The sequence below is a fragment of the Rathayibacter sp. AY1A4 genome (genome assembly GCF_002930955.1).
Taxonomy (GTDB): domain Bacteria; phylum Actinomycetota; class Actinomycetes; order Actinomycetales; family Microbacteriaceae; genus Rathayibacter.
Genome location: NZ_PSTN01000005.1, coordinates 126,950 through 147,392 on the forward strand (window position 1 = coordinate 126,950; position 20,443 = coordinate 147,392).

A 20,443-nucleotide genomic window follows, 5' to 3' on the forward strand; every position below is an offset into this window, starting at 1 on the left:
CGATGAGAAAGGCGCGACGATGCGCATCTTCGACCCGCACATCCACATGACCTCCCGCACCACCGACGACTACCAGGCGATGTTCGACGCCGGCGTCCGCGCGGTCGTCGAACCCTCCTTCTGGCTCGGCCAGCCGCGCACGAACGTCGGCTCGTTCACGGACTACTTCGACGCCCTGATCGGCTGGGAGCGCTTCCGCGCCGCGCAGTTCGGCATCCGCCACCACTGCACCATCGGGCTCAACCCGAAGGAGGCGAACGACCCGCGCTGCCGGGCCGTCCTGCCCGAGCTCGACCGCTACCTCGCCAAGGACGGCGTCGTCGCGGTCGGCGAGACCGGCTACGACTCGCTCACCCCCGAGGAGGACCAGGTCTTCCGCCAGCAGCTCGAGCTCGCCGGCGAGCACGGCCTCCCCGCGATGGTGCACACCCCGCACCGCGACAAGGAGTCGGGCACCCGCCGCACCCTCGAGGTCGTCGCCGACTCGGGGCTCGAGCCCGGGCGGGTCCTCGTCGACCACCTCAACGAGGTCACCGTCGACGCGGTCCGCGACTCCGGCTGCTGGATGGGCTTCTCCATCTACCCCGACACGAAGATGGACGAGACCCGCCTGGTGACGCTGGTCGAGCGGATCGGGCTGGACCGCGTGCTGGTCAACTCCGCCGCCGACTGGGGCCGCTCCGACCCGCTCACGACCGCGAAGACCGGCCGCCTCCTCCTCGTCGCCGGCTTCAGCGCGGGCGACGTGGACCGGCTGCTCTGGCAGAACCCGGTCGAGTTCTACGGGCAGAGCGGACGCCTGGACCTCTCGCCCGTCGCGGGCTTCGACGTGCAGGAGTCGGCCGGCCGCACCTTCGAGGGCAACTCCGTGCTCCGGGGCGCGCCGCGCGTGGCGGAGGTCGTGTGATGCACCTCTCCTACTGCACCAACGTCCATCCCGCCGAGGACCTGGCCGGAGTCGTCCGCCAGCTCGACGTGTACGCCGGACCCGCGCGCGTGGCCGCCGGGCTCGCCCTGGTCGGAGTCGGCCTGTGGATCCCGCGCGACCTCGCGGCCCGCCTGGTCGCCAGCGCCGAGGACCGCGCCGTCCTCCGCGCGGCCCTGCAGCGCAACGGCCTCGAGGTGCGCACGCTCAACGCCTTCCCGTACGCCGCGTTCCACGCCGAGGTCGTGAAGCTCGACGTCTACCGCCCCGACTGGACCACGCCGGAGCGCCTGCAGTACACGATCGACTGCGCGCGGATCCTGGCCGACCTGCTGCCCGCCGGCGCCGACGGCAGCATCTCGACGCTGCCGCTGGGCTGGCGCGAGGGCTGGGGACGGGAGCAGGACGAGGCCGCCTGCCGGAACCTCGCCCGGCTCGTCGAGGAGCTGCGCGACCTGCGCCGCTCCACCGGCCACGCGATCCGCCTGGCGATCGAGCCCGAGCCCGGCTGCATCCTCGACACCGTGGACGACGTCGTCGACTGGCTGCACCCGCGCATCGGAGTGGTCGACCCGGCGTACGTGGGCGTGTGCCTCGACACCTGCCACCTCGCCGTCTCCTTCGCCGACCCGGTCTCGGCCGTGCGCCGCATCCGCGACGCGGGCCTGCGCGTGGTCAAGGTGCAGGCCTCGGCCGCGCTCCACCTGGAGGACCCCTCGGGCCGCGCCGCGCTCACGCCGTTCGTCGAGAAGCGCTACCTGCACCAGACCCGCGAGAACGGGATCGACGGGGTGCTCCGCGTCGACGACCTGCCTGAGGCGCTGGACACGCTCCCCGGCACCGGCCCGTGGCGCGTGCACTTCCACGTGCCGCTGCACCACCGGCCGGAGGCGCCGCTCTCGGCGACCACGGCCGTCCTGGCGGAGGCGGTCTCGGCGGTCGACGCCGCCTGGCCGTACGACGAGATCCACCTCGACGTCGAGACCTACACCTGGTCGGTGCTCGCCGACGCCCCGAGCGACCTCTCGACGGGCATCGGCGCCGAGCTCGCCTGGGCGGCCGCGCACCTGCTCACGCCCGCCTCCCGAGAGGCGCTGCTGGCGCCCCTCCTCCCGCAGGCGGCGGCGCTGTGAGGCCCGTGCTGCTGCTCGACGTGGTCGGGCTGACCTCGACGGCGCTCGCCGACATGCCCCGCCTCTCGCGGCTGGCCCGCGGGGGCGGGCGCCTGCCGCTGGACACGGTCCTGCCCGCGGTCACCTGCAGCGTGCAGTCGACCATGCTCACCGGCTCGATGCCCGCGCAGCACGGGATCGTCGGCAACGGCTGGTACTTCCGCGACCTCGGCGAGGTGCACCTGTGGCGCCAGCACAACCGCCTGGTCACGGGGGAGAAGGTCTGGGAGACCGCGCGCCGGCTGAGCGGCGAGCCGTACCGCGCGGCCAACATCGGCTGGTGGTACGCGATGGGGGCGTCGACCGACGTCACCGTCACTCCGCGCCCGATCTACCACGCCGACGGCCGCAAGTCGCCGGACGCCTACGTGCGCCCGCCGGCGCTGCACGACGAGCTGGTCTCGCGCTTCGGCGCCTTCCCGCTGTTCCAGTACTGGGGGCCGACCGCGTCGCTCCGCTCGACCCAGTGGATGGTCGACGCGACCCGGCACGTGCTGGCCGGAGACGGGTCCGGACCGCCCGAGCTGACCACGGCGTACCTGCCGCACCTCGACTACGACCTCCAGCGCTTCGGACCGGACTCGCCCGAGGCGCGCCGGGCCGCGTCGGAGCTCGACGTGGTGCTCGCTCCGCTGCTCGACGACGCGGAGGCGCTGGGCGCCTCGGTGATCGTGGTCGCCGAGTACGGGATCGCCGACGCCGACACCCCGGTCGACGTGAACCGGGCGCTCCGCCGCGAGGGCCTGCTCGAGGTCTACGTGCAGGACGGCCGCGAGCAGCTGGACCCGTGGACGTCGCGCGCGTTCGCCGTCGCCGACCACCAGGTCGCGCACGTCTACGTGCAGGACGCGGCGGACCTGCCGCGGGTGCGCTCGATCCTCGAGGGGCTCGACGGCGTCGACGAGGTGCTCGACCAGGAGGCGCAGGCCCGCTACGGCCTCGACCACGAGCGCTCGGGCGAGTTCGTCGTGGTCGCCCGGCCGGGGGCGTGGTTCACCTACTACTACTGGCTCGACGACGACCGCGCGCCCGACTTCGCCCGCGGCGTCGACATCCACCGCAAGCCCGGCTACGACCCGGCCGAGCTCTTCTTCGATCCGGCCGACCCGCTGGTGAAGGCGAAGGCGGCGGGCAACCTCGCCAAGAAGGCGCTGGGGCTGCGCTACGCGATGAACCTGGTGCCGCTGGACGCGTCGCTCGTGCGCGGCACGCACGGGAGGCTGCCGTCCTCGTCGGCCGACACCCCGCTCGTGCTGGCCTCGGACGCGGACCTGCTGCCGGCCGGAGCCGCGTCGCTCCCGGCCACCGCGGTGCGCGACCTGGTGCTCGCGGCGCACGGCCCGGCCCTCGCGAAGGAGGCGTCGGCGCTCGCGCGCTGAGGGAGGGGACGCCCGGCGGCCTGCGCTCGTGTGCGGGCTGCCGGGTGTCGGCGGATCAGCCGGGGTCGCCGCGGACCTTGCGAGCTCAGGCGAGCTCGCCGCGGGCCGCAGCGGGCTCAGGTCCTCGCCGCCGGCCCCGGGCGGCCGGGGGCTCAGCGCGGCACGAGCCCGGTGAGCCGCGCCGTCAGCCGCTCGACGGGGCCCGCACCGAGGAACCGCCACCACAGCACGGCGGCCGTGCACAGCCCGAGCACCAGGGCGAGAGCGGCGAGCGGAGTGTCGGCGGAGTAGCCGAGGCCCGCCCGCGCGAGCGCTGCGACGAGCGCCACCTGCAGCACGTAGACCGAGAGCGCGAGCGTGCCGATCGCCCGGAGCGGCACCAGCAGCCGCTGGACAGCGGGGGAGCGCGACGAGGTCAGCAGCACCACCGCGACGTAGGCCAGGAGCACGAGCCCGAGGTCGTGCAGAGTGTCCGGGAGGCTGCCGGAGGGCGACTCCACGCCGAGCAGGAGCGCGACCAGCGGCCGCACCGGGTACGCGACGACCGCGACCGCCGCGAGCATCGGCAGCAGCCGGTCGCGCTGCGCGCCGTGCCGCAGCAGCAGGGCTCCGAGGAGGAAGAAGGGGAGCAGGTTGGTCGCGCGGTAGCTCGGCCCGGTGAAGAGCCAGAGGGCGAGCGGAGAGCCGGGTGCGGCGGCGGCGACCGCGGCGTTCGCGGGCCCGGCGGCGAGCGCGAGCACAGCGGCCAGCGCGGCGATGATCCGGGAGCGGAGGAGCAGCAGCGGCGTGCCGAGCACGAGCACGACGCCGAGGTACTGCAGCACGATCGCGATCCAGCTGCCCCAGGTCTCGAGCCAGACCCCGAGTGCCACGAGCACCGCACCGCGGATCGCGTTCCGCAGCAGCACCCGCCCGGGCGAGGCACCGGGCCGCGCGAGCACCAGGGCCGCCGACATCCCCATCACCAGCGCGAACAGCGGCGACGCGAGATCGTTGACGTTCCACGCCAGGAACCCGACGACCCCCGTGCGCGCGCTCGGCACGAGCGGCATCGCGTGCGCGACGAGCATGGCAGCCACCGCCACTCCGCGCAGCACGTCGGGAGCGACCAGTCGGTCGTGCCGGAGTCGCGGAGCCGTCGCAGTCATCCCGCGAGAGTAGGCGCGCCCCCGCCGCCGCGCCCCGCGCGAGCGCACCTCGCGCCACCGGCCGTCCGCTGGGCCGTCCGCCGGGCCGTCCGCCGGGCCGTCGGCCGCGGCGCCGCCCGCTCCGCCGACGTGCGCTGCTGTCTGCTCCCCTCCGCCGGCCAGGGCCTCCGGCCGCCCGCTCCCACCCGTCGCCGACCGGCCGCGGCGCCGCCCGCTCCGCCGACGTGCGCTGCTGTCCGCTCCGCTCCGTCGGCCCGGCCTCCGGCCGCCCGCTCCGATCCGTCGCTGACGGCCCGTTCCGTCCTCCCGCACGGGCCGTTCGTGACGGATCGACGCCCGGCGCCCTCCGGCAGGCCCGCGCTCGCTCCGCATGCGGCGCCCAGTCGCGCCCGGCCCGCTCCGATCCGTCGCGGACGGCCCGTCCTGCGCTCCTCCGCAGGCCGTGAGCGACGGATCAGCGCCCGCCCGCGCCGCCGCCTCGCGCGGATCCCCGCCGCGATGCCCCATCCGTGCCCCCGGCCTGCTCCGATGCGTCACGAACGGCTCCTTCCGTCCTCCCGAAGCGACCGTTCGTGACCCTTCGACGCCCGCTCGTCCGCACGCGCGCTCGCGCCGCCGCCTCGCGCTCGGCGCCGCCGCGACGTCCCGGCCTGCTCCGATGCGTCGCGAACGGCTCCTTCCGTCCTCCCGAAGCGACCGTTCGTGACCCTTCGACGCCCGCTCGTCCGCACGCGCGCCCGCGCCGCCGCCTCGCGCGGATCCCCGCCGCGATGCCCCGGCCTCGCCCCGGCCTGCTCCGATGCGTCACGAACGGCTCCTTCCGTCCTCCCGAAGCGGCCGTTCGTGACCCCTCGACGCCCGCTCGTCCGCACGCGCGCCCGCGCCGCCTCGCGCTCGGCGCCGCCGCGACGTCCCGGGCTCGCCTCGGCCTGCTCCGATGCGTCACGAGCGGTCCCTTCCTCCCTCCCGAAGCGACCGTTCGTGACCCCTCGGCGCCCGCCCGCCCGCGGGCGGCCTGCACTCGGCCCGCACCGAGCACGACCGGGCATGCTGGACGGATGACCGACGCCGCCCCGTCCCCCGACCGCCCGCGCCGCGCCCGCAGCCAGCACGTGCTCACCGTGCTGCGGACCGAGCGCCTCACCGGCCACCTGGTCCGCGTGCACCTCGGCGGCGACGGGCTCGACGCGTTCCTCGCCGAGTCCGACCCCGAGCGCCTCGCCGCGACCGACCGCTACGTGAAGCTCCTGCTCCCGCCGCGCGGCTCCGACCTCCAGCCGCCCTTCGACCTCGACGCGCTCCGGGCGAGCGTCGCCCCCGAGCAGCTGCCCGTGCGCCGCACCTACACCGTCCGCTCGGTCGACCTCGAGCGGCGCTCGATCGCCGTCGACTTCGTCGTGCACGGCGACGAAGGGGTGGCGGGACCGTGGGCGCTCGCCGCGGCTCCCGGCGACCGGATCGCGCTCTCCGCGCCCGGCGGCGCCTGGTCGCCGAGCGCCGACCCCGAGGCCGTGCACCTGCTGCTCGGCGACGACTCCGCTCTGCCGGCGATCGCCTCGGCCCTCGAGGGGATGCCCGCGCACGCGCGCGGCCTGGTCCTGATCGAGGTCGACTCGGCCGCCGACGAGCTCGATCTTCCCGCTCCCGCCGGAGTGGAGGTGCGCTGGCTGCACCGCGGCGGTCTCGAGGCCGGCCGGGCGCTGGTCGCGGCCGTCCGGGCCGAGCCGAGGCCCGAGGGCGTGCTCGAGGTCTTCGCGCACGGCGAGCGCACCGCGATGAAGCAGCTGCGCGCCCTCCTGCAGGACGAGTGGGGCGTGGAGCGCCGGGCGCTCTCGCTCTCGGCCTACTGGGCTCTCGGCCGCGCCGAGGACCGCTTCCAGGCCGAGAAGCGCGAGCCGGTCGGCGCGATCTTCGCCGACTGACGCGGGAGCGCACTCCGTTCACACACCTCCGGGAAGGGACCAGCCTCGGACCCACCTCTACTCCGGTCCCCACGACCGGACCGTCCGATGGCGGTCCGGCCCTGCGCCGCGCGGTGCTCGCCTCCTGGACCGCGATCCCCGAGCGCATCCTGCCGAGCTCCGAGCTCGGGCAGTCGGCGACGCAGTGGTGTGCGACGAACCTGCAGAGCCCCAACGGCGAGGCCGGGCCGGCGGAGGTCTCGCACCTCGACGCGCGCGGCGACGCCGCCTCGATGATCTACCGCTTCGACGACTCCCTCTACTACTGCCTCAGCGCCGGGAACGGCGCGGGGATGTGGGAGATGGCGGACGCCGCACCGGCCGGCCCCCTCGCCGCGGACGCCGTCCAGCTCAGCTCGGCCGGAACCTTCGGAGAGGGGGACGCCGCTCTGATCTACGCGGTCGGCTTCGCGGGCGCGGACGTGGAATCGGTGGTGCTGAACGAGGCCGGCGTCGAGCCGGTCGTCGCGACCCTCGAGGGCGGCTCCTGGACCGCCTGGTGGCCCTCGTCCGACGGTCTCGCCGCCGGGCCCGCCGGCACGGTCACGATCACCACCCGGGACGGCTCGAGCCGCGAGGTTTCCGTCGACTCCCTCTACCGCCCGTGAGCGGGCCGCGGCACTCCCGTTCGGACGGGCCGGAGCAGGAGGGGACGGGTGCGCGCGTCCTGTCCACGCGCTTCACCGACGTCCACTACCTCGACGAGGGACCGGAGGACGGCACTCCGCTCGTGCTCGTGCACGGCTTCCCCGACGTCCCCGCCACCTGGGACGGCGTCCTGGAGCTGCTTCCCCCCGGGCTCCGGGTGGTGCGCCCCTTCCTGCGCGGGGTCGGGCGGACCCGTGTCGTCGACCCCGGGGCGCGGTCCGGGCAGGTGGCCGCGCTGGCCACCGACCTGCTCGATCTCCTCGAGGCGCTCGACCTCGGGCCTGTCGTGCTCGTCGGCCACGACTGGGGAGCGCGGACCGCTCACGCCGTCGCGGCGCTCGTGCCCGAGCGGGTCGGCGCACTGGTCACCCTCGCCACCGCGTACGGACCGTCGAGCGAGCTGAGCGGCGGCGAGGTCCTCGACGACGCCGCCGCGGCCTGGTATCGCTACTGGCTCTGCACGGCCGCGGGAGCGGAGGCGTTCCGGGGCGACCCGGCGCAGCTCGTCCCCTGGGCCTGGCGGGAGTGGTCGCCTCCGGGCTCCCTCCCGCCGGAGGCCCTGGAGGAGGTCCTCGCGGCGACGGCGACCAGCGGCTTCGCCGACACGGTCGTCGACTACTACCGGCACGGCGCCGGGGAGGCGCCCGGCCGGGCCGTGTACCGCGCCGCGCAGGAGGCCCTCGACGCCTGGCCGCGCATCGACGCGCCGACGACATTCCTCCTCGGGACGGCCGACGGCTGCGAGACGCCCGCCCTCGCACGGGCGAACGGCCGGTACTTCTCCGCAGGCCGGGAGCTGATCGAGCTCGACGGCGTCGGCCACTTCGTGCAGCGCGAGGCCCCCGGGGCGGTCGCGGCCGCGATCCTCCGGCACCTCCGACCGCTCGTCCCCTCACCCGCACCTCCCGGGACGCGTTAGAGCGTCTCCGGCCGCGGACGGTCCGTGCCCACCCCGCGGACGCTCCTGCTGGAGGCCGCGAGGAGCGAGGCGACGAGGACGACCGCGGCGCAGCCGAGCAGGGTGCGGTCGAGCCCGACGAGGTCGGCGAGCGGGCCCACGAGCGCCTCCCCGAGCGGCACGGCGAGGAAGGAGCCGACCATGTCGTAGGAGTAGACCCGGGCGAGCGCCTCGCGGGGGACATGGGTCTGCAGCGACTGGTCCCAGGCGATGGCGAAGATCTCGAGCGCGACTCCGCCGAGGGCGAAGGCGAGGAGGAGGGCGGGGAGCGCCGGGACGGCTCCGAGGGCGGCGACCGGGACGGCCGTCACCGCCATGAGGGCGACGCCCGCCCCCAGCGCCCGGCGGGGCCGCCAGCGCAGCGCGATCACGGCCCCGATCACCAGGCCGACGGTCTGCGCGGCGATCACGAGTCCCCATGCCGCTCGGCCGAAGGACCGGTCGGCGACGACCGGGCCGAGGACCGTGGTCGCGCCGACGAACGCGGCGTTGACGGCGGTGAACTGCGCCACGACGATCCACACCCAGCGCCGGCTCGTGAACTCCCGCCACCCCTCGCGGAGGTCGGCGAGGGCGGAGGCGCCCGGGCCCGAGCGGACCGTCCGCGGCAGCCGCACACGGGAGTAGAGGACCGCGGCCAGGGCGAAGCCCGCGGCGTCGACCGCCAGCCCCCACCCGGGACCCACCAGTGCGACGAGCGCGGCCCCGCCCGAGGCGCCGACGATGCTCCCGGCGTTCAGGCCCAGGCGGAGCAGGGCGTTGGCTGGGCGGAGCTCGCCGACCGGCACCGTCTCGGGGACGAGGGCGGCCGCGGCGGGCAGGCTCATCGCCGCGACGGCGCCGTTGAGCACGCTGAGCACGACCAGGGCCGCGACGGTCGCCGTCCCCGTGATCACCGTCACGGCGACCGCGGCCTGAGTGGCTGCTGCCGCGAGCGAGGTGCCGACGAGGATCACGGAGCGGGGGAGCCGGTCGGCGAGGACGCCGCCGAGCAGCAGGACGGCGACGTTGGCGAGGGAGCGCGCGGCGACGACGAGTCCGAGGTCCGTCGGCGAGCCCGTCAGGTCCAGCACGGCGAAGGCCAGGGCGATCGGAGCGACGGCGTTGCCGAGGACGCCGGTCGTGCGGGCGGCGAGGAGCCAGCGGAAGGGGCCGTGCGCAAGAGGACCGTGCGCCAGCGGCCCGCGCCCGTCGCGGGTCACGGCCGGCGGAGCGGGAACATCGCGGTCGTCATCGACACCGGCGCGGTACCGGGCGTCCTCGGCGGCCGGGCCGCCGCGTGCAGCAGGGCGGACGCCTCCCCGACGTGCCGCACCACCCGCCGCCAGACCTCGGGGTCGACCCAGAGCTCCGCGTCCGTCGAGAGCTGAGGACCGTCCGCCCGGCTCGACGAGCGCCGCCGGAGCTCCTCGATCAGGGCCTCGAGGTGCAGGTCCCGCTCCTCCTCCGGCCCGGCGTCCACTGACGCGGTCACGTCGAAGGGCCTTCCGGAGGCCTCGTGCCGGTACCGCTTCGCCTCGCCGCCCCGCAGGCGCACGGTCTCGACGACGGCCACGAGCCCGGCGCGCTCCAGCACGCGGAAGTGGTAGCTCGCCGTCGCCTGCGACAGCTGCAGCTCGCGGGCGGCCTCCGCGGCGCTCATCGCCGCTCCCGTCACCAGGGACAGCAGGCGGAGGCGGATCGGATGCGCGGTGGCGCGCAGCTCGTCGAGAGAGGACATGCGGCCATGGTGACCGGCGGCTCCCGCACCGTCAAACAGGGCTTTGGGGGTGGGGCGGCGCTCGCCGGGCCGCTCTCGCGAGCGATCCGGAGGCTCCACCGGCGCTTCCGGGCTGCTCGCTCACCCCGGCGATCCGGGATCGGGGCCCGGAGTCGTCCTCCGGGCCCCGTCGCTCAGACCTGGGCGGTGCCGCTGTCCTCGACCGGCCCGGACGCGTCCGACTCCTCGGTGATCTCGGTGTCGGTCTCGTCGGCGCGGTCGCGGAGCGCGTCGGCCATCGCGCCGGCGCCCTCGGCTCCGTGGTCGTGCTCGACCTGGTCGATCAGGCCGCCGAGCTTCTCGTCGTTGCTGGCGTCCTCGGCTCCGTCCATCACGGGGCTGTTCTGCTCGTTGTCGCTCATGGCGCTCCTCCTGGGTCGACCGGCCTCTGCGCCGGTGGTCCGACGCTACGCGCGCGGCCCGTGCGGTGCAGGTGATCGACGGGAATCGGCCAGTCCGGTATCGAGCGCTCGATGGGCGTTCCCGGTCATCCCCGAGTCGAGCGGATATCGCTTTCCACCCTCCGGAGAAGTGAGCGGATATCGCCTGTCGAATGAGCCCCTATCGCTTTCCGGCGAGGTGAACAGTTCTCTCAGAGAAGTGCCCCTCGGAGACCCTCCCTGCTATGATCGGGCGACTTCTGCACCAGGGACCGGGGGGTCGTTCTCGGCGGACGATCGATCATCCACACGCCTGTTATCTCGATCATCACCAGTGAAGGCGCGTATGGCTTCGTATCTCTTCGTCTGCTCCGGCGGCGGGCATCTCAAGGAGATGTTCGCCCTCTCGGGGCTCCTCGGAGTCGACCCGGAGGAGCAGCACTGGGCGACCGTCGACAGCGCCCTCAGCCGCACCCTCCTCGCCGACCGGCGCGTGACCCACCTCGCCGATCCGCCGCCCCGCGCCGTGGTGCCGGTGGTCCGCAACGCGATGATCGGCCGCTCCCTGCTGGCCCGCGGGTCCTTCGACGCCGTCTTCAGCACCGGCGCCAGCCCCGCCCTCTCCTTCCTGCCGCTCGCGGCCTCGCGCGGCATCCCCGCGCACTACATCGAGAGCGCCGCCCGCGTGCTCGGCCCGTCGATGACCGGTCGGATCCTCGCCCGGGTCCCCGCCGTCTCGACCTACACCCAGTACCGCTCCTGGGCCGACGACCGCTGGAGCTTCGGCGGCTCGATCTTCGACACCTACCGCGTCGAGGACGTCGTCCCGCAGCCGATCCGCCGCGCCGTGGTCTCGGTCGGCACGCAGGACGGCTACCCCTTCCCCCGCTTCTTCGCCGCGCTCGCGCCGCTGCTCGAGGGCGTGGAGGTGCTCTGGCAGACCGGAGCGAACGACGTCTCCGGGCTCGGGATCGACGGCCGCCACTCCGTGCCGCACGACGAGCTCAACGCCGCGATGAAGGCGGCCGACGTCGTCATCGCGCACGGGGGAGTGGGCACCGCGCTCAGCGCCATCGAGCAGGGCCGGGTGCCGATCCTGGTCCCGCGCCGCGCCTCGTTCGGCGAGCACGTCGACGACCACCAGGTGCAGATCGCCACGCGCCTGGCCGACTCCGGCCTCGCGGTCACCGTCGACATTGAGGGCCTCTCCCGCGAGACGCTCGAACTCGCCGCGGCGAGGCGGGTCGTCTCCGCCGATTCCGCCGTGCCCTTCGTGGTGCACGAGACGGCCGAGAAGTCCTCGGGCCTCTCCCGCCGACTCTTCCCCTCCTCCCGCTGATCCCCGCCCGAGCGACCAGACGTGATGAGAACGACATCCACGCGTCATCCGCGGCCCGTACACTCTCGAATGGGTTGGGGGGCCGGACGTCACTTCATGTGCGTCGAATTCGGAATGGTCGGCCGACTCGACACTGATGGCGAAAGCTCCGAAGGATTCTCGATATGACTGACACCCCGCGCGGCCTCTCGCGCCGCCTCCTGCTCGCCGCCTCCGCTGTCGGAGCCGCCGCGACCGCCTCCGCTCTCGTAGCGACCCCGGCGCTCGCCGCGCCGAACTACAGCGTGATCCCGAAGCTCCCGGGCGAGGTCTCGCGCCTCGACACCGCGATCTCGAGGAACGGAAGGAAGCCGTACGAGATCATCGACGTCAAGATCGGCAACGACTCCACCCGTCTCTTCGTCCCGCACTCGGCGAAGCCGAATTCAGGCTCCTCGGTGCCGGTCGCCTGGTTCTACCACGCCAGCGGCAGCAGCTACAAAGCCCTCGACAACGCGTACAGCTACTCGGCGGATCCGCTCGTCGACCTGGGCTTCGTCAGCATCAGCCCCGACTTCGGCGGCCCGAGCAACTACACCAACCCCACCGCGCTCGCCGTGCAGACGGCGGCCACGGCCTGGGTGCAGAGCCTCTGGAACGTCCGCGCGAGCTTCCTCCGTTCGAACTCCGGCGGCGGAGCGATGATGTGCTGGGCCTACGCGAAGAAGATGGTGCCGAACATCTACGGGGCGTACCACGCCAGCAGCGTCTTCGACGTCGAGGACCTCGCGGCGCGCGACGACACCCAGCCGAACCGCGTCCTCGCGGTGTACGGCGGAGACCGGGCGCTGATGCGCGCGACCAACCCCGCCCGGCTGCCGCAGGACGCGTGGAAGGGCATCCGCCTGCGCGTCAGCGCCGGCACGGCCGACCAGCTCGCTCCCGCCGAGCTCCACGGCGGACGTCTCCGCCGCCTGGCGCTGCCCGTCGCCAAGGAGGCGACGATCGCGTACCACAGCAGCGACGGCTACCAGGGCGGCCACATCGTCCCGACCACCACCAACAAGGACTCGGTCGAGACCTTCCGCCGCTGGCTCCAGGAGGGCCCCGCCTGATCCGCGGCAGGACCGACGCGACCCCTCCTCCCCGGGGGTCGGCGCCAGGGTCGAGCAGTGGAGGAGGAGGGCACGGCATCGCAGGCGTCCCAGCCGCCGAGAGGCGGCTCGCGAGGGCATCGCGATCCTCATCGAGGCCGACGGGACCACTCCCGTGAGCGCCGCACCGCCCGCCCCCTCCTCCACCACTCCGCTCCGACGCCAGAAGGACTCCCTGACGTGATCGACATCCTCCCGCGACGACTCCTCGTCGGCGCGCTCTTCTCGGTCGCCCTGGTGATCGTCCTCGGGATGGGGTACATCTTCTCGACCCGGGAGCCGGCCACCGGCCTCCTGGTGATCGCCGCCGGAGTCGGCGGCATCGTCGGCGCCTACGTTCTGCTGCGGGTCCCCGCGCACTGGCTGCCGGCGATGGCGCTCGCGTTCTTCGCGCTCGTCCCGACGCCGCTCACCCCCTCGACCCTGACATTCCGCATGACGCTCTGGGCGGTCATCCTCGTGATCTGGGCGATCCGGCGCGGGCTCGCTCCCGAGCTGTGGCGCGCCCCCGTCAAGGCGTGGACCCGCGAGCTCGTGCTCTCCCCGTGGCGGGCCGTGGTGATCCTCGCGTTCATCGCCCTCATGCTCTGGTCGGCCGTGGCGACGGTGCGCGGCTCCTTCGCGAGCGAGGGCGTCTCGTGGCTGTTCAGCTTCGCGATCTGCGTGGGCGTGCCGATGCTCGTCTTCGACGCCCAGCGCGAGGCCGTGCTGCTGCGCAAGACGTGGGTGATCCTCTCCGGGCTGCTCGCCCTCTACGCCGCCCTCGAGCTGGTCGCGCAGAGCTCCCCGATCCTCGGTGCCGTCTACGGCGCCCTCGGCTACGAGCAGGACCAGCACTGGTCGCTCTACCGCGCCGAGATCACCTTCGGACACCCGCTGCTCGCCGGCACCTTCCTCACCGTGGGCGCCGGGCTCGCCTTCGGCTCCTGGCTCCAGGGCTCCCGCAAGTCGGACCTGCTGCTGGGCATCCTGGCCTCGGGCGGTGTCGTCGCGACCGTCTCGCGCGGACCGATGGCGGCCATCGCCGTCGCGGTCGTCGTCGCGCTCGTCGCCGTCGGCTTCCTCAACCCGGACCGCTCGCTGCTCCGGCCCGGCTCGATCCTGATCGCCGGCCTCATCGCGGGCGTCGGAGTCCTGAACTTCGAGCCCGTCACCGCCCGCAACAACAACCTCGACGCCTCCATCTCGGCCGGCGCCCGCGACCTCGCGGTGACCGTGTCGCTGAAGGCGGCCGAGCTCACGCACTGGCTCGGCTCCGGAGCGGCGACGTCCGGCATCAGCGGCAGGCGGTTCTCGGACGTGGTCATCGAGAACTCGTTCCTGCAGCTGCTGATCAGCGTCGGCATCCCCGGCCTGCTGTTCTTCGTGATCATGGTGGCCGCGATGTTCGGCGCCACGCTCAGCCGTCGCGACGTCGGCCCCGCGGCCGGCCTGCTCGGCTTCATGGTCTGCCTCGCCGGCTACAACGCCATCGACGCGGTCCGCCCCAGCCACCTGCTCCTGGGCTTCCTCGTCATCATCTGCCTGAACCCGGTGCACGTCCCCGACTTCTCGAAGGGCATCCGGATGCGCCAGCCTCTCGGGGCGCGGATCTTCGACGCGCCGATGGCCGTCGGGATGCGGGGCGACCGGTGAGCCGCCGCTCCCGCAGGAACGACTCGTCGCCGGCCGCGCTCGTCGTCCAGCAGTCGCTCGCGCCGCCGGACTCGACCACGCAGTACGTCGACTCGATCGTCGACGGCCTCGCGCCCGGCGTCGAGCTGCTGTTCTTCTCCTGGCGCAGCGCCCTGCTCGCCGACTACGACGTGCTGCACGTGCACTGGCCCGAGCTGATGATCCGCGGCCGCAGCCCGCTGCACCGCTTCCTGCGCCGCCGCGCCCTCGACGTGCTGCTGGTGCGCCTCGCACTCCAGCGCATCCCGCTCGTGCGCACGGTGCACAACCTGCACCCGCACGAGCTCGGTCCCGCCGCCGAGCGCCGCTCGCTGGCCCGGATCGACCGCGCGACCGACCTGTTCGTCCGCCTGAACCCCACGACCGTCACTCCCGGCCGGGCGCCCGCCGTCACCGTGCTGCACGGCCACTACCGCGACCAGTTCGCCCAGCACCCGCTGCCCGAGCGCGAGCACGGCCGCGTCCTCTACTTCGGCATCATCCGCCCGTACAAGGGCGTCGTCGAGCTGATGGACGTGTTCCGCGGCGTGGAGGACGACTCCCTCTCCCTGCACGTGGTCGGCAGCCCCAGCACGGGCCAGCGTGAGCTGGTCGAGGAGCGGGCCGCCCGCGACACCCGGGTGCGCACCACGCTCCGCCGGGTCGACGACGCCGAGATGGTCGACGAGATCGGCCGGGCCGAGCTGATCGTCCTGCCCTACCGCGAGATGCACAACTCCGGCTCGATCCTGGTCGCCCTCTCGCTCGGCCGGCCGATCCTGGTGCCGCGCACGCCCACCAACACGGCCCTGGCCGAGGAGGTCGGCAGCGACTGGGTGATCGAGTACGACGGCGATCTCACGCCCGAGCTGATCACCTCCGCCCTCGAGCGCACGCGCACCCGTCCGCCGGAGGGGCTCCCCGCCCTCTCCGGTCGCGACTGGGACGTGCTCGGACTCCAGCTCAAGAAGGCCTACGAGGGCGCGATCGCCACCAAGAAGGGCTCGACCCGATGACCGGGACCACGCAGAAGCCGTCTCCGAGCCTCGGCCGCTCCGCGAGCCGCGGCGCCGCCGTCACGATCGGCGGGCAGGCGATCCGCATCGCCGTCCAGCTGGGCAGCATCGTCGTCCTCGCGCGCCTGCTCGCGCCGGCCGACTACGGCCTGCTCGCGATGGTCACGGCGATCATCGGCATCGGCGAGATCTTCCGCGACTTCGGCCTCTCCTCCGCCGCCATCCAGGCGAAGGAGATCACGCCGGGCCAGAAGAGCAACCTGTTCTGGATGAACGCGGGCATCGGCCTCACCCTCACCCTGCTGGTCATCGCGGCCTCGTGGCCGATCGCCGCCCTCTACGGCGACGACCGGCTCCAGCTGCTGACCGTCGTGCTCTCCTCGACGTTCCTCCTCAACGGGATCTCGACGCAGTTCCGCGCCGACCTCGCCCGGCACCTCCGCTTCGTGAAGCTCACCCTGGTCGACATCGTCGGCCAGGTGCTGGGCCTCGTGGTCGGCGTGCTGATGGCGCTCGGCGGCGCCGGCTACTGGGCGCTGGCCGCGAGCCAGGTCGTGCAGCCGCTCATCGGCGTGCTGATGCTGGTCTTCATCACGGGCTGGCGTCCCGGCCGCTACCGCCGCGGCGAGGCGATGGGCCACTTCCTCCGCTACGGAGGCGGCGTCTTCGCGACCCAGGCGCTGACCTACGCGAGCAAGAACGTCGACTCCGTCATCATCGGCGCGCGCTTCGGCCCGGTCGACCTGGGCCTCTACAACCGCGCGTTCCAGCTGATGATGCTGCCGCTGCAGCAGCTGAACGCCCCGGCGCAGCGCGTCGCCCTGCCCGTGCTCTCGAAGCTGCAGGACGAGCGCGAGCGGTTCCGCACGTTCATCCTCTTCGGCCAGTCGGCGATGCTGACGGTGATGGGCCTCGTGCTCGCCGTCCTCGGCTCCCAGTCCGACTCGGTCATCCGGATCCTGCTGGGGGAGCGCTGGCTCGCCTCGGTCCCGATCTTCCAGATCCTGCTCGTGGCCGGGTTCTTCCAGGCCACGGCGTACTGCTCCTGGTGGGTGTTCCTCTCCAAGGGCCTCGTGCGCCAGAGCGTCTGGTACAGCCTGGCGACCCGCCCGCTGATGGTCGTCCTGATCCTGCTCGGCTCCAACTGGGGAGTGACGGGCGTCGCGGTCGCGTACGCCGGCTCGCTCGCCCTCACCTGGCCGATCGCGCTGATCTGGATCGGCCGCACCTCCGACGCCCCCGCCCGCGAGATGTTCACCAACGGCCTCCGCAGCGGCATCGCGTTCGGATCGATCACGGTCGGCTCCTCCTTCTCCACCGTCTGGATCGCCGCCGACCAGCCCGTCCTCCGCCTCCTCGTGGGCGGTGCCGCCGTCCTGGTCGGAGTCGGGCTCTGGATGCTGATCCTCCCCGCGTTCCGCCGCCAGATCCTCGGCCTCGCCGACCTGCGCCGCCACTTCCGCCGCAGCCGCCCGGCCGCCGCTCCCGCCCCGGCCACGGTCGACGCCACCAGCCCCACCGGTGACAGCGCGCTGGTCGACGGAGCCGTCACGGCCGGCACCCCCGACTCCGAGCGGCCTCCCGCCGCCGTTCCCCCCACCGAAAGAGATCGATGAAACTCAAGCTCGGCGTCGTCAAGTCCTGGAAGAAGGACTTCGTCACGACGACCCGCCTGCCCGCCCGCCGCGACGCGGCGGTGCTCCGCGCCGCCCTCGCGGACCTCCGACCCGAGCCCGAGTCGCACCTCGTGATCGCCGCTCCCGGCAGCGGCAACATCGGCGACCAGGCGATGCTGGAGGCGTTCCTCGAGAACACCACCGGTCCTGTCGTGGTCGTCCAGCGCTACGCCGGCGACGTCGTGATCCCCGAGGAGCAGGCCGACCGGGTCGAGGTCGTCGAGCTCCCGCACCTGGTCTACGGAGTGGGCGACGCGCACGCCGCCGACCTCCGCGCCTACGCCGCGCTGATCCGCCGCGCCCGCTCGGTCTCGGTCGTCGGTGCCGACATGATGGACGGCAAGTACAGCCTCCGCGGCTCGGTCCGCCGCTCCCTGCTCGCGCAGGCGGCCGCCGAGGCAGGGGTGCCCACGCGCATCCTCGGCTTCTCCTGGAACGCGGCGGCCCGACTCGCCGCCCGCCGCTCCCTGATCGCCGCCTCCCGAGCCGGCGTCGTCCCGATGCTCCGCGACCCGCTCTCAGCGGAGCGCGCCCGGAGCATCGGCGTGCAGCGCGTCGAGGAGGTCACGGACATCGTCTTCTCGGCGCGCACCCGCGACCGCAGCTTCCGCGAGGGGCTGGGGCTGCCCGAGGGCGTCCCCTTCGCGCTCGTGAACGCGAGCGCCCTCGTCGCCGGCATGGTCGACCAGGTGCCGGAGTACGAGCGCATCGTCGACCGCCTCCGCGCCGCCGGCGTGCACGTCGTGCTCCTCCCGCACGTCTCCCGCCCCATCGGCGACGACAAGGTGGCCGTCCGCGCGGTCGCCGAGCGCGTGGGATCCGAGGGCGTCACCGTCGTCGACCGCGTGCTCATGCCCGCCGAGATCCGCGGCCTCGCCGAGGACGCCCTGCTGACCGTCACCGGCCGCATGCACCTCGCGATCATGTCGCTCTCGCTCGGCGTCCCCGCGATCACCCTCGCCACCCAGGGCAAGGTCGAGGGCATCATGCGCCTCATCGGCCTGCCGCAGCTGTGCGTCGAGCCGGTCCCCGGCTTCGCCGACCGCGTCCTCCCGGTGATCGACCGCATCCTCGCGGAGCCGGGCGACGGCGGCGTGCGCGCCACCATCGACGCGGCCATGCCCGAGGTGCGCCGCCTCTCGGCGCTCAACACCCGCGGCCTCGGCGCGGAGGTCGTGCGATGAGCGCGGCGCAGGAGAAGGGACCGCGCATGCGGATCATGTTCGTCGTCACGTCGCTGCACGGCGGCGGGGCCGAGTTCGTCGCCCGCACCTGGATGGGCTGGCTCCTCGAGCAGGGCCACCACGTCGACGTCGTCACCACCTCGGTGAAGGGCACCGACGAGTACCTCCCCGAGGGCGCGGTGCTGCACCGCATCGGCGAGGGCAAGGGCCACGTCGGCAAGGCGCGGATGCTCAAGGAGCTGTTCCGCCGCCGCACCCCCGACGTCGCGGTCGCCCTGCAGGGCTACCCGAACATCGTGCTCCTGGCCTCGGCCGAGATGACCGCGAAAGCGGACCGCCCGAAGACCATCGTGAGCGAGCGCAACCTCGTCTCGCTCGGCATCCCGGGCTTCTCGAGGACGCAGAAGGTGCAGCTCGGGCTCGCCAAGACGCTCTACCGACGCGCCGACCACGTCATCGCGATCTCGCACCCCGTCGCGGGCGAGCTCGTCGCCGGCTTCGGCGTCTCGGGCGAGCGCTGCACCGTCGTGCCGAACCCGGCGACCGCCAAGGTCGACCGCTCCCGCCAGGTCTCGCGCACCCCCGGCACTGCAGCGGGCCTGCAGATCGTGCTGCCCTGCCGCCTCGTCGTCCAGAAGCGCCCCGAGCTCGCGATCCTCGCGGCCGAGGAGCTGGAGCGCCGCGGCATCCCCGCGAAGGTCGTCTCCTTCGGCGGCGGCCCGCTGCTCGGCAGCATGAAGGCGGAGGCGACCGCGCGCGGCGTGGACTTCCAGGACATGGGCTGGGTCGAGGACTGGTTCCACCACTTCGACGAGAACGCCGTCGTGCTGCTCCCGTCGCTGCGCGAGGGCTTCGGCAACGTGCTGGTCGAGGCGGCCGCCGCCGGCGTCCCCTCGGTCGCCGTGTCCGGGGCTCTCGGAGTCGCGGACGCGATCGTCCCCGGCCTGACCGGCGAGCTCGCGCTCACCCCCTCCGCCTCCGACCTCGCCGACGCGCTGATCCGCGCGAGCGAGCTCGAGATCACCGGCATCGACCGCTGGCTCGACCGCTTCTCGCTGGAGTCCAGCGGCCGCGACCTCGAGACGGTGCTCCGCCGGGTCGTGGGGCAGAAGTGACCCTCGTCTCGGTGGTGGTCCCGGCGCACCAGGAGGAGGCGCACCTCGCCTCCGCCCTGGAGCGCCTGCTGCGGCAGACCCACGCCGAGCTCGAGATCCTCGTGGTCGACGACGCCTCGACCGACGGGACCGAGGCGATCGGCCGCGCGTTCGCCGAGGAGCACGAGCGGATCCGCTACCTCCGCCAGGACGAGAACCAGGGCGTCGCCGCCGCTCGCGAGCGCGCCGTCGGCGAGGCCGCCGGCGAGTGGGTCTGGCTGGTCGACGCCGACGACGAGTGGCCGGAGACCGCGGTCGAGGCCATGCTCTCGGCGGGGGAGGCGGGCCGCGCCGACGTGGTGGTCGCCCAGGCGGTCACGGTCGACGCCACCGGATCCACGCCCGTCGGCTCCCTGCGCGGCCCGCTCGCGCTCTCGGGCCGGGGCGCCTTCACCGCGCTCCTGGTCGGGGAGCTGACCGGGCACCTCTGGAACAAGCTGTTCCGCCGCGAGCTGTTCGACGGCATCGAGTTCACGCGGATCCGCCAGCACTCGGACCAGGCGCAGGTCGCGCAGCTGCTCGCCGCGGCCGACGAGGTCGTCGTCGTCCCCGACTCCGTCTACGAGTACCGCCTCCGCTCCGGCTCGATCATCCGCTCGGGCGCGAAGCGCGCCGACTCGCTCGCCGGGCTCGCCGCCGTGATCGAGCGGACGGCCCGCGGGCTCGACCCGCGCATCCTCGACTCGCAGGACTACTCCTACTACCGCGCGCGCTTCTCCCTGCTCTCCCGCTTCAAGGACGCCACCTCGGGCGCGCACACTCCCGAGGAGGCGGACCGGCTCTGGCGGGCCGCGCACGACGAGGCGGGACTCCGGCACCTGGTCGCGCTCGTGCGCCGGCGCGACCTCAAGCGCTCCGTCCTCTTCGGGCTCGCCGCCGCGGCGCCCGCGCTCTACCGAGCGGCGATGAGCGCCGGGAACGGACGCCGGTGACCGTCGTCTCCCCGGTGCGCGGAGAG

At 73.9% G+C, this 20,443-nt stretch carries 18 protein-coding genes; 14 read left to right on the top strand and 4 right to left on the bottom strand.

The window, feature by feature from the left end:
* The first annotated feature begins 19 nt into the window (after positions 1-19).
* Genes C5B92_RS05030 through C5B92_RS05040 form a run of 3 tightly spaced genes read left to right on the top strand, consistent with a single transcriptional unit; the run spans position 20 to position 3,476 of the window.
* Positions 20-907, top strand: coding sequence for a TatD family hydrolase (locus tag C5B92_RS05030; protein ID WP_104222466.1), 888 nt, complete (start codon positions 20-22; stop codon positions 905-907).
* Positions 907-2,058, top strand: coding sequence for a metabolite traffic protein EboE (gene eboE, locus C5B92_RS05035; protein WP_104222467.1), 1,152 nt, complete (start codon positions 907-909; stop codon positions 2,056-2,058). The genes C5B92_RS05030 and eboE overlap by 1 nt, the downstream gene beginning before the upstream one ends.
* Complete coding sequence (locus C5B92_RS05040) at positions 2,055-3,476, top strand: alkaline phosphatase family protein (RefSeq protein ID WP_104255862.1); 1,422 nt, start codon at positions 2,055-2,057, stop codon at positions 3,474-3,476. Before eboE ends, C5B92_RS05040 begins: the two co-directional genes overlap by 4 nt.
* A gap of 152 nt (positions 3,477-3,628) precedes the next feature.
* Here the strand turns inward: C5B92_RS05040 and C5B92_RS17195 are convergent, their stop codons facing one another.
* Positions 3,629-4,624, bottom strand: a complete 996-nt coding sequence (locus tag C5B92_RS17195; RefSeq protein WP_104255863.1) for a DUF418 domain-containing protein — start codon at positions 4,622-4,624, stop codon at positions 3,629-3,631.
* Between the two features lie 1,058 nt (positions 4,625-5,682).
* Between C5B92_RS17195 and C5B92_RS05050 the strand changes: the two genes are divergently transcribed.
* The 3 genes from C5B92_RS05050 to C5B92_RS05055 all read left to right on the top strand — a co-directional run bounded on the left by C5B92_RS05050 (position 5,683) and on the right by C5B92_RS05055 (position 8,152).
* The gene (locus C5B92_RS05050) at positions 5,683-6,546 is read left to right on the top strand and encodes a siderophore-interacting protein (RefSeq protein ID WP_104255864.1); all 864 of its coding nucleotides are present in this window, start codon (positions 5,683-5,685) and stop codon (positions 6,544-6,546) included.
* 113 nt (positions 6,547-6,659) lie between these two features.
* On the top strand, positions 6,660-7,193 hold the full coding sequence (locus tag C5B92_RS17200) for a hypothetical protein (RefSeq protein ID WP_181028738.1): 534 nt from the start codon (positions 6,660-6,662) through the stop codon (positions 7,191-7,193).
* A complete protein-coding gene (locus tag C5B92_RS05055) occupies positions 7,190-8,152 on the top strand; it encodes an alpha/beta fold hydrolase (RefSeq protein ID WP_181028739.1) in 963 nt (320 codons plus the stop codon). The genes C5B92_RS17200 and C5B92_RS05055 overlap by 4 nt, the downstream gene beginning before the upstream one ends.
* Here C5B92_RS05055 and C5B92_RS05060 read toward each other — a convergent pair.
* The 3 genes from C5B92_RS05060 to C5B92_RS05070 all read right to left on the bottom strand — a co-directional run bounded on the left by C5B92_RS05060 (position 8,149) and on the right by C5B92_RS05070 (position 10,312).
* Complete coding sequence (locus C5B92_RS05060) at positions 8,149-9,393, bottom strand: MFS transporter (protein ID WP_258061263.1); 1,245 nt, start codon at positions 9,391-9,393, stop codon at positions 8,149-8,151. The two genes, C5B92_RS05055 and C5B92_RS05060, sit on opposite strands and share 4 nt — an antisense overlap.
* The gene (locus tag C5B92_RS05065) at positions 9,390-9,911 is read right to left on the bottom strand and encodes a helix-turn-helix domain-containing protein (protein ID WP_104222473.1); all 522 of its coding nucleotides are present in this window, start codon (positions 9,909-9,911) and stop codon (positions 9,390-9,392) included. Before C5B92_RS05065 ends, C5B92_RS05060 begins: the two co-directional genes overlap by 4 nt.
* Before the next feature lie 173 nt (positions 9,912-10,084).
* Entirely contained in the window at positions 10,085-10,312 is a 228-nt protein-coding gene (locus C5B92_RS05070; RefSeq protein WP_104222474.1) for a hypothetical protein, read from the bottom strand.
* 364 nt (positions 10,313-10,676) lie between these two features.
* On the opposite strand from C5B92_RS05070, the gene C5B92_RS05075 reads away from it, so the two are divergent.
* The 8 genes from C5B92_RS05075 (at position 10,677) to C5B92_RS05110 (ending at position 20,417) form a co-directional block, all read left to right on the top strand.
* Positions 10,677-11,669 (top strand): glycosyltransferase, encoded by a 993-nt coding sequence (locus C5B92_RS05075; RefSeq protein WP_181028740.1) that lies wholly within the window; start codon positions 10,677-10,679, stop codon positions 11,667-11,669.
* 164 nt (positions 11,670-11,833) lie between these two features.
* The gene (locus tag C5B92_RS05080) at positions 11,834-12,763 is read left to right on the top strand and encodes a S9 family peptidase (protein ID WP_104237956.1); all 930 of its coding nucleotides are present in this window, start codon (positions 11,834-11,836) and stop codon (positions 12,761-12,763) included.
* Positions 12,764-12,982: 219 nt separating this feature from the next.
* Positions 12,983-14,437 carry an O-antigen ligase gene (locus C5B92_RS05085; protein WP_104249974.1) on the top strand — a complete coding sequence of 485 codons (1,455 nt, stop codon included), beginning with the start codon at positions 12,983-12,985 and terminating at the stop codon, positions 14,435-14,437.
* Positions 14,434-15,471 carry a glycosyltransferase gene (locus tag C5B92_RS05090; RefSeq protein ID WP_104249973.1) on the top strand — a complete coding sequence of 346 codons (1,038 nt, stop codon included), beginning with the start codon at positions 14,434-14,436 and terminating at the stop codon, positions 15,469-15,471. The genes C5B92_RS05085 and C5B92_RS05090 overlap by 4 nt, the downstream gene beginning before the upstream one ends.
* Positions 15,468-17,087, top strand: a complete 1,620-nt coding sequence (locus tag C5B92_RS05095; protein ID WP_104237959.1) for a lipopolysaccharide biosynthesis protein — start codon at positions 15,468-15,470, stop codon at positions 17,085-17,087. The genes C5B92_RS05090 and C5B92_RS05095 overlap by 4 nt, the downstream gene beginning before the upstream one ends.
* Positions 17,084-18,331: a polysaccharide pyruvyl transferase family protein gene (locus tag C5B92_RS05100; protein WP_104233543.1), complete on the top strand. Its 1,248-nt coding sequence runs from the start codon at positions 17,084-17,086 to the stop codon at positions 18,329-18,331. The genes C5B92_RS05095 and C5B92_RS05100 overlap by 4 nt, the downstream gene beginning before the upstream one ends.
* The gene (locus C5B92_RS05105; protein ID WP_104222481.1) at positions 18,328-19,446 is read left to right on the top strand and encodes a glycosyltransferase; all 1,119 of its coding nucleotides are present in this window, start codon (positions 18,328-18,330) and stop codon (positions 19,444-19,446) included. Before C5B92_RS05100 ends, C5B92_RS05105 begins: the two co-directional genes overlap by 4 nt.
* The gene (locus tag C5B92_RS05110) at positions 19,443-20,417 is read left to right on the top strand and encodes a glycosyltransferase family 2 protein (RefSeq protein WP_104350118.1); all 975 of its coding nucleotides are present in this window, start codon (positions 19,443-19,445) and stop codon (positions 20,415-20,417) included. The genes C5B92_RS05105 and C5B92_RS05110 overlap by 4 nt, the downstream gene beginning before the upstream one ends.
* The last annotated feature ends 26 nt before the right edge of the window (positions 20,418-20,443 follow it).

Bases quoted from the DNA above. Each gene is read 5' to 3' on its own strand.
- C5B92_RS05065 (WP_104222473.1), bottom strand. From the start codon at position 9,911: ATGTCCTCTCTCGACGAGCTGCGCGCCACCGCGCATCCGATCCGCCTC.
- C5B92_RS05030 (WP_104222466.1), top strand. From the start codon at position 20: ATGCGCATCTTCGACCCGCACATCCACATGACCTCCCGCACCACCGAC.
- C5B92_RS05100 (WP_104233543.1), top strand. From the start codon at position 17,084: ATGAAACTCAAGCTCGGCGTCGTCAAGTCCTGGAAGAAGGACTTCGTC.
- C5B92_RS17195 (WP_104255863.1), bottom strand. From the start codon at position 4,624: ATGACTGCGACGGCTCCGCGACTCCGGCACGACCGACTGGTCGCTCCC.
- eboE (WP_104222467.1), top strand. From the start codon at position 907: ATGCACCTCTCCTACTGCACCAACGTCCATCCCGCCGAGGACCTGGCC.
- C5B92_RS05050 (WP_104255864.1), top strand. From the start codon at position 5,683: ATGACCGACGCCGCCCCGTCCCCCGACCGCCCGCGCCGCGCCCGCAGC.
- C5B92_RS05105 (WP_104222481.1), top strand. From the start codon at position 18,328: ATGAGCGCGGCGCAGGAGAAGGGACCGCGCATGCGGATCATGTTCGTC.
- C5B92_RS05080 (WP_104237956.1), top strand. From the start codon at position 11,834: ATGACTGACACCCCGCGCGGCCTCTCGCGCCGCCTCCTGCTCGCCGCC.
- C5B92_RS05070 (WP_104222474.1), bottom strand. From the start codon at position 10,312: ATGAGCGACAACGAGCAGAACAGCCCCGTGATGGACGGAGCCGAGGAC.
- C5B92_RS05095 (WP_104237959.1), top strand. From the start codon at position 15,468: ATGACCGGGACCACGCAGAAGCCGTCTCCGAGCCTCGGCCGCTCCGCG.
- C5B92_RS05075 (WP_181028740.1), top strand. From the start codon at position 10,677: ATGGCTTCGTATCTCTTCGTCTGCTCCGGCGGCGGGCATCTCAAGGAG.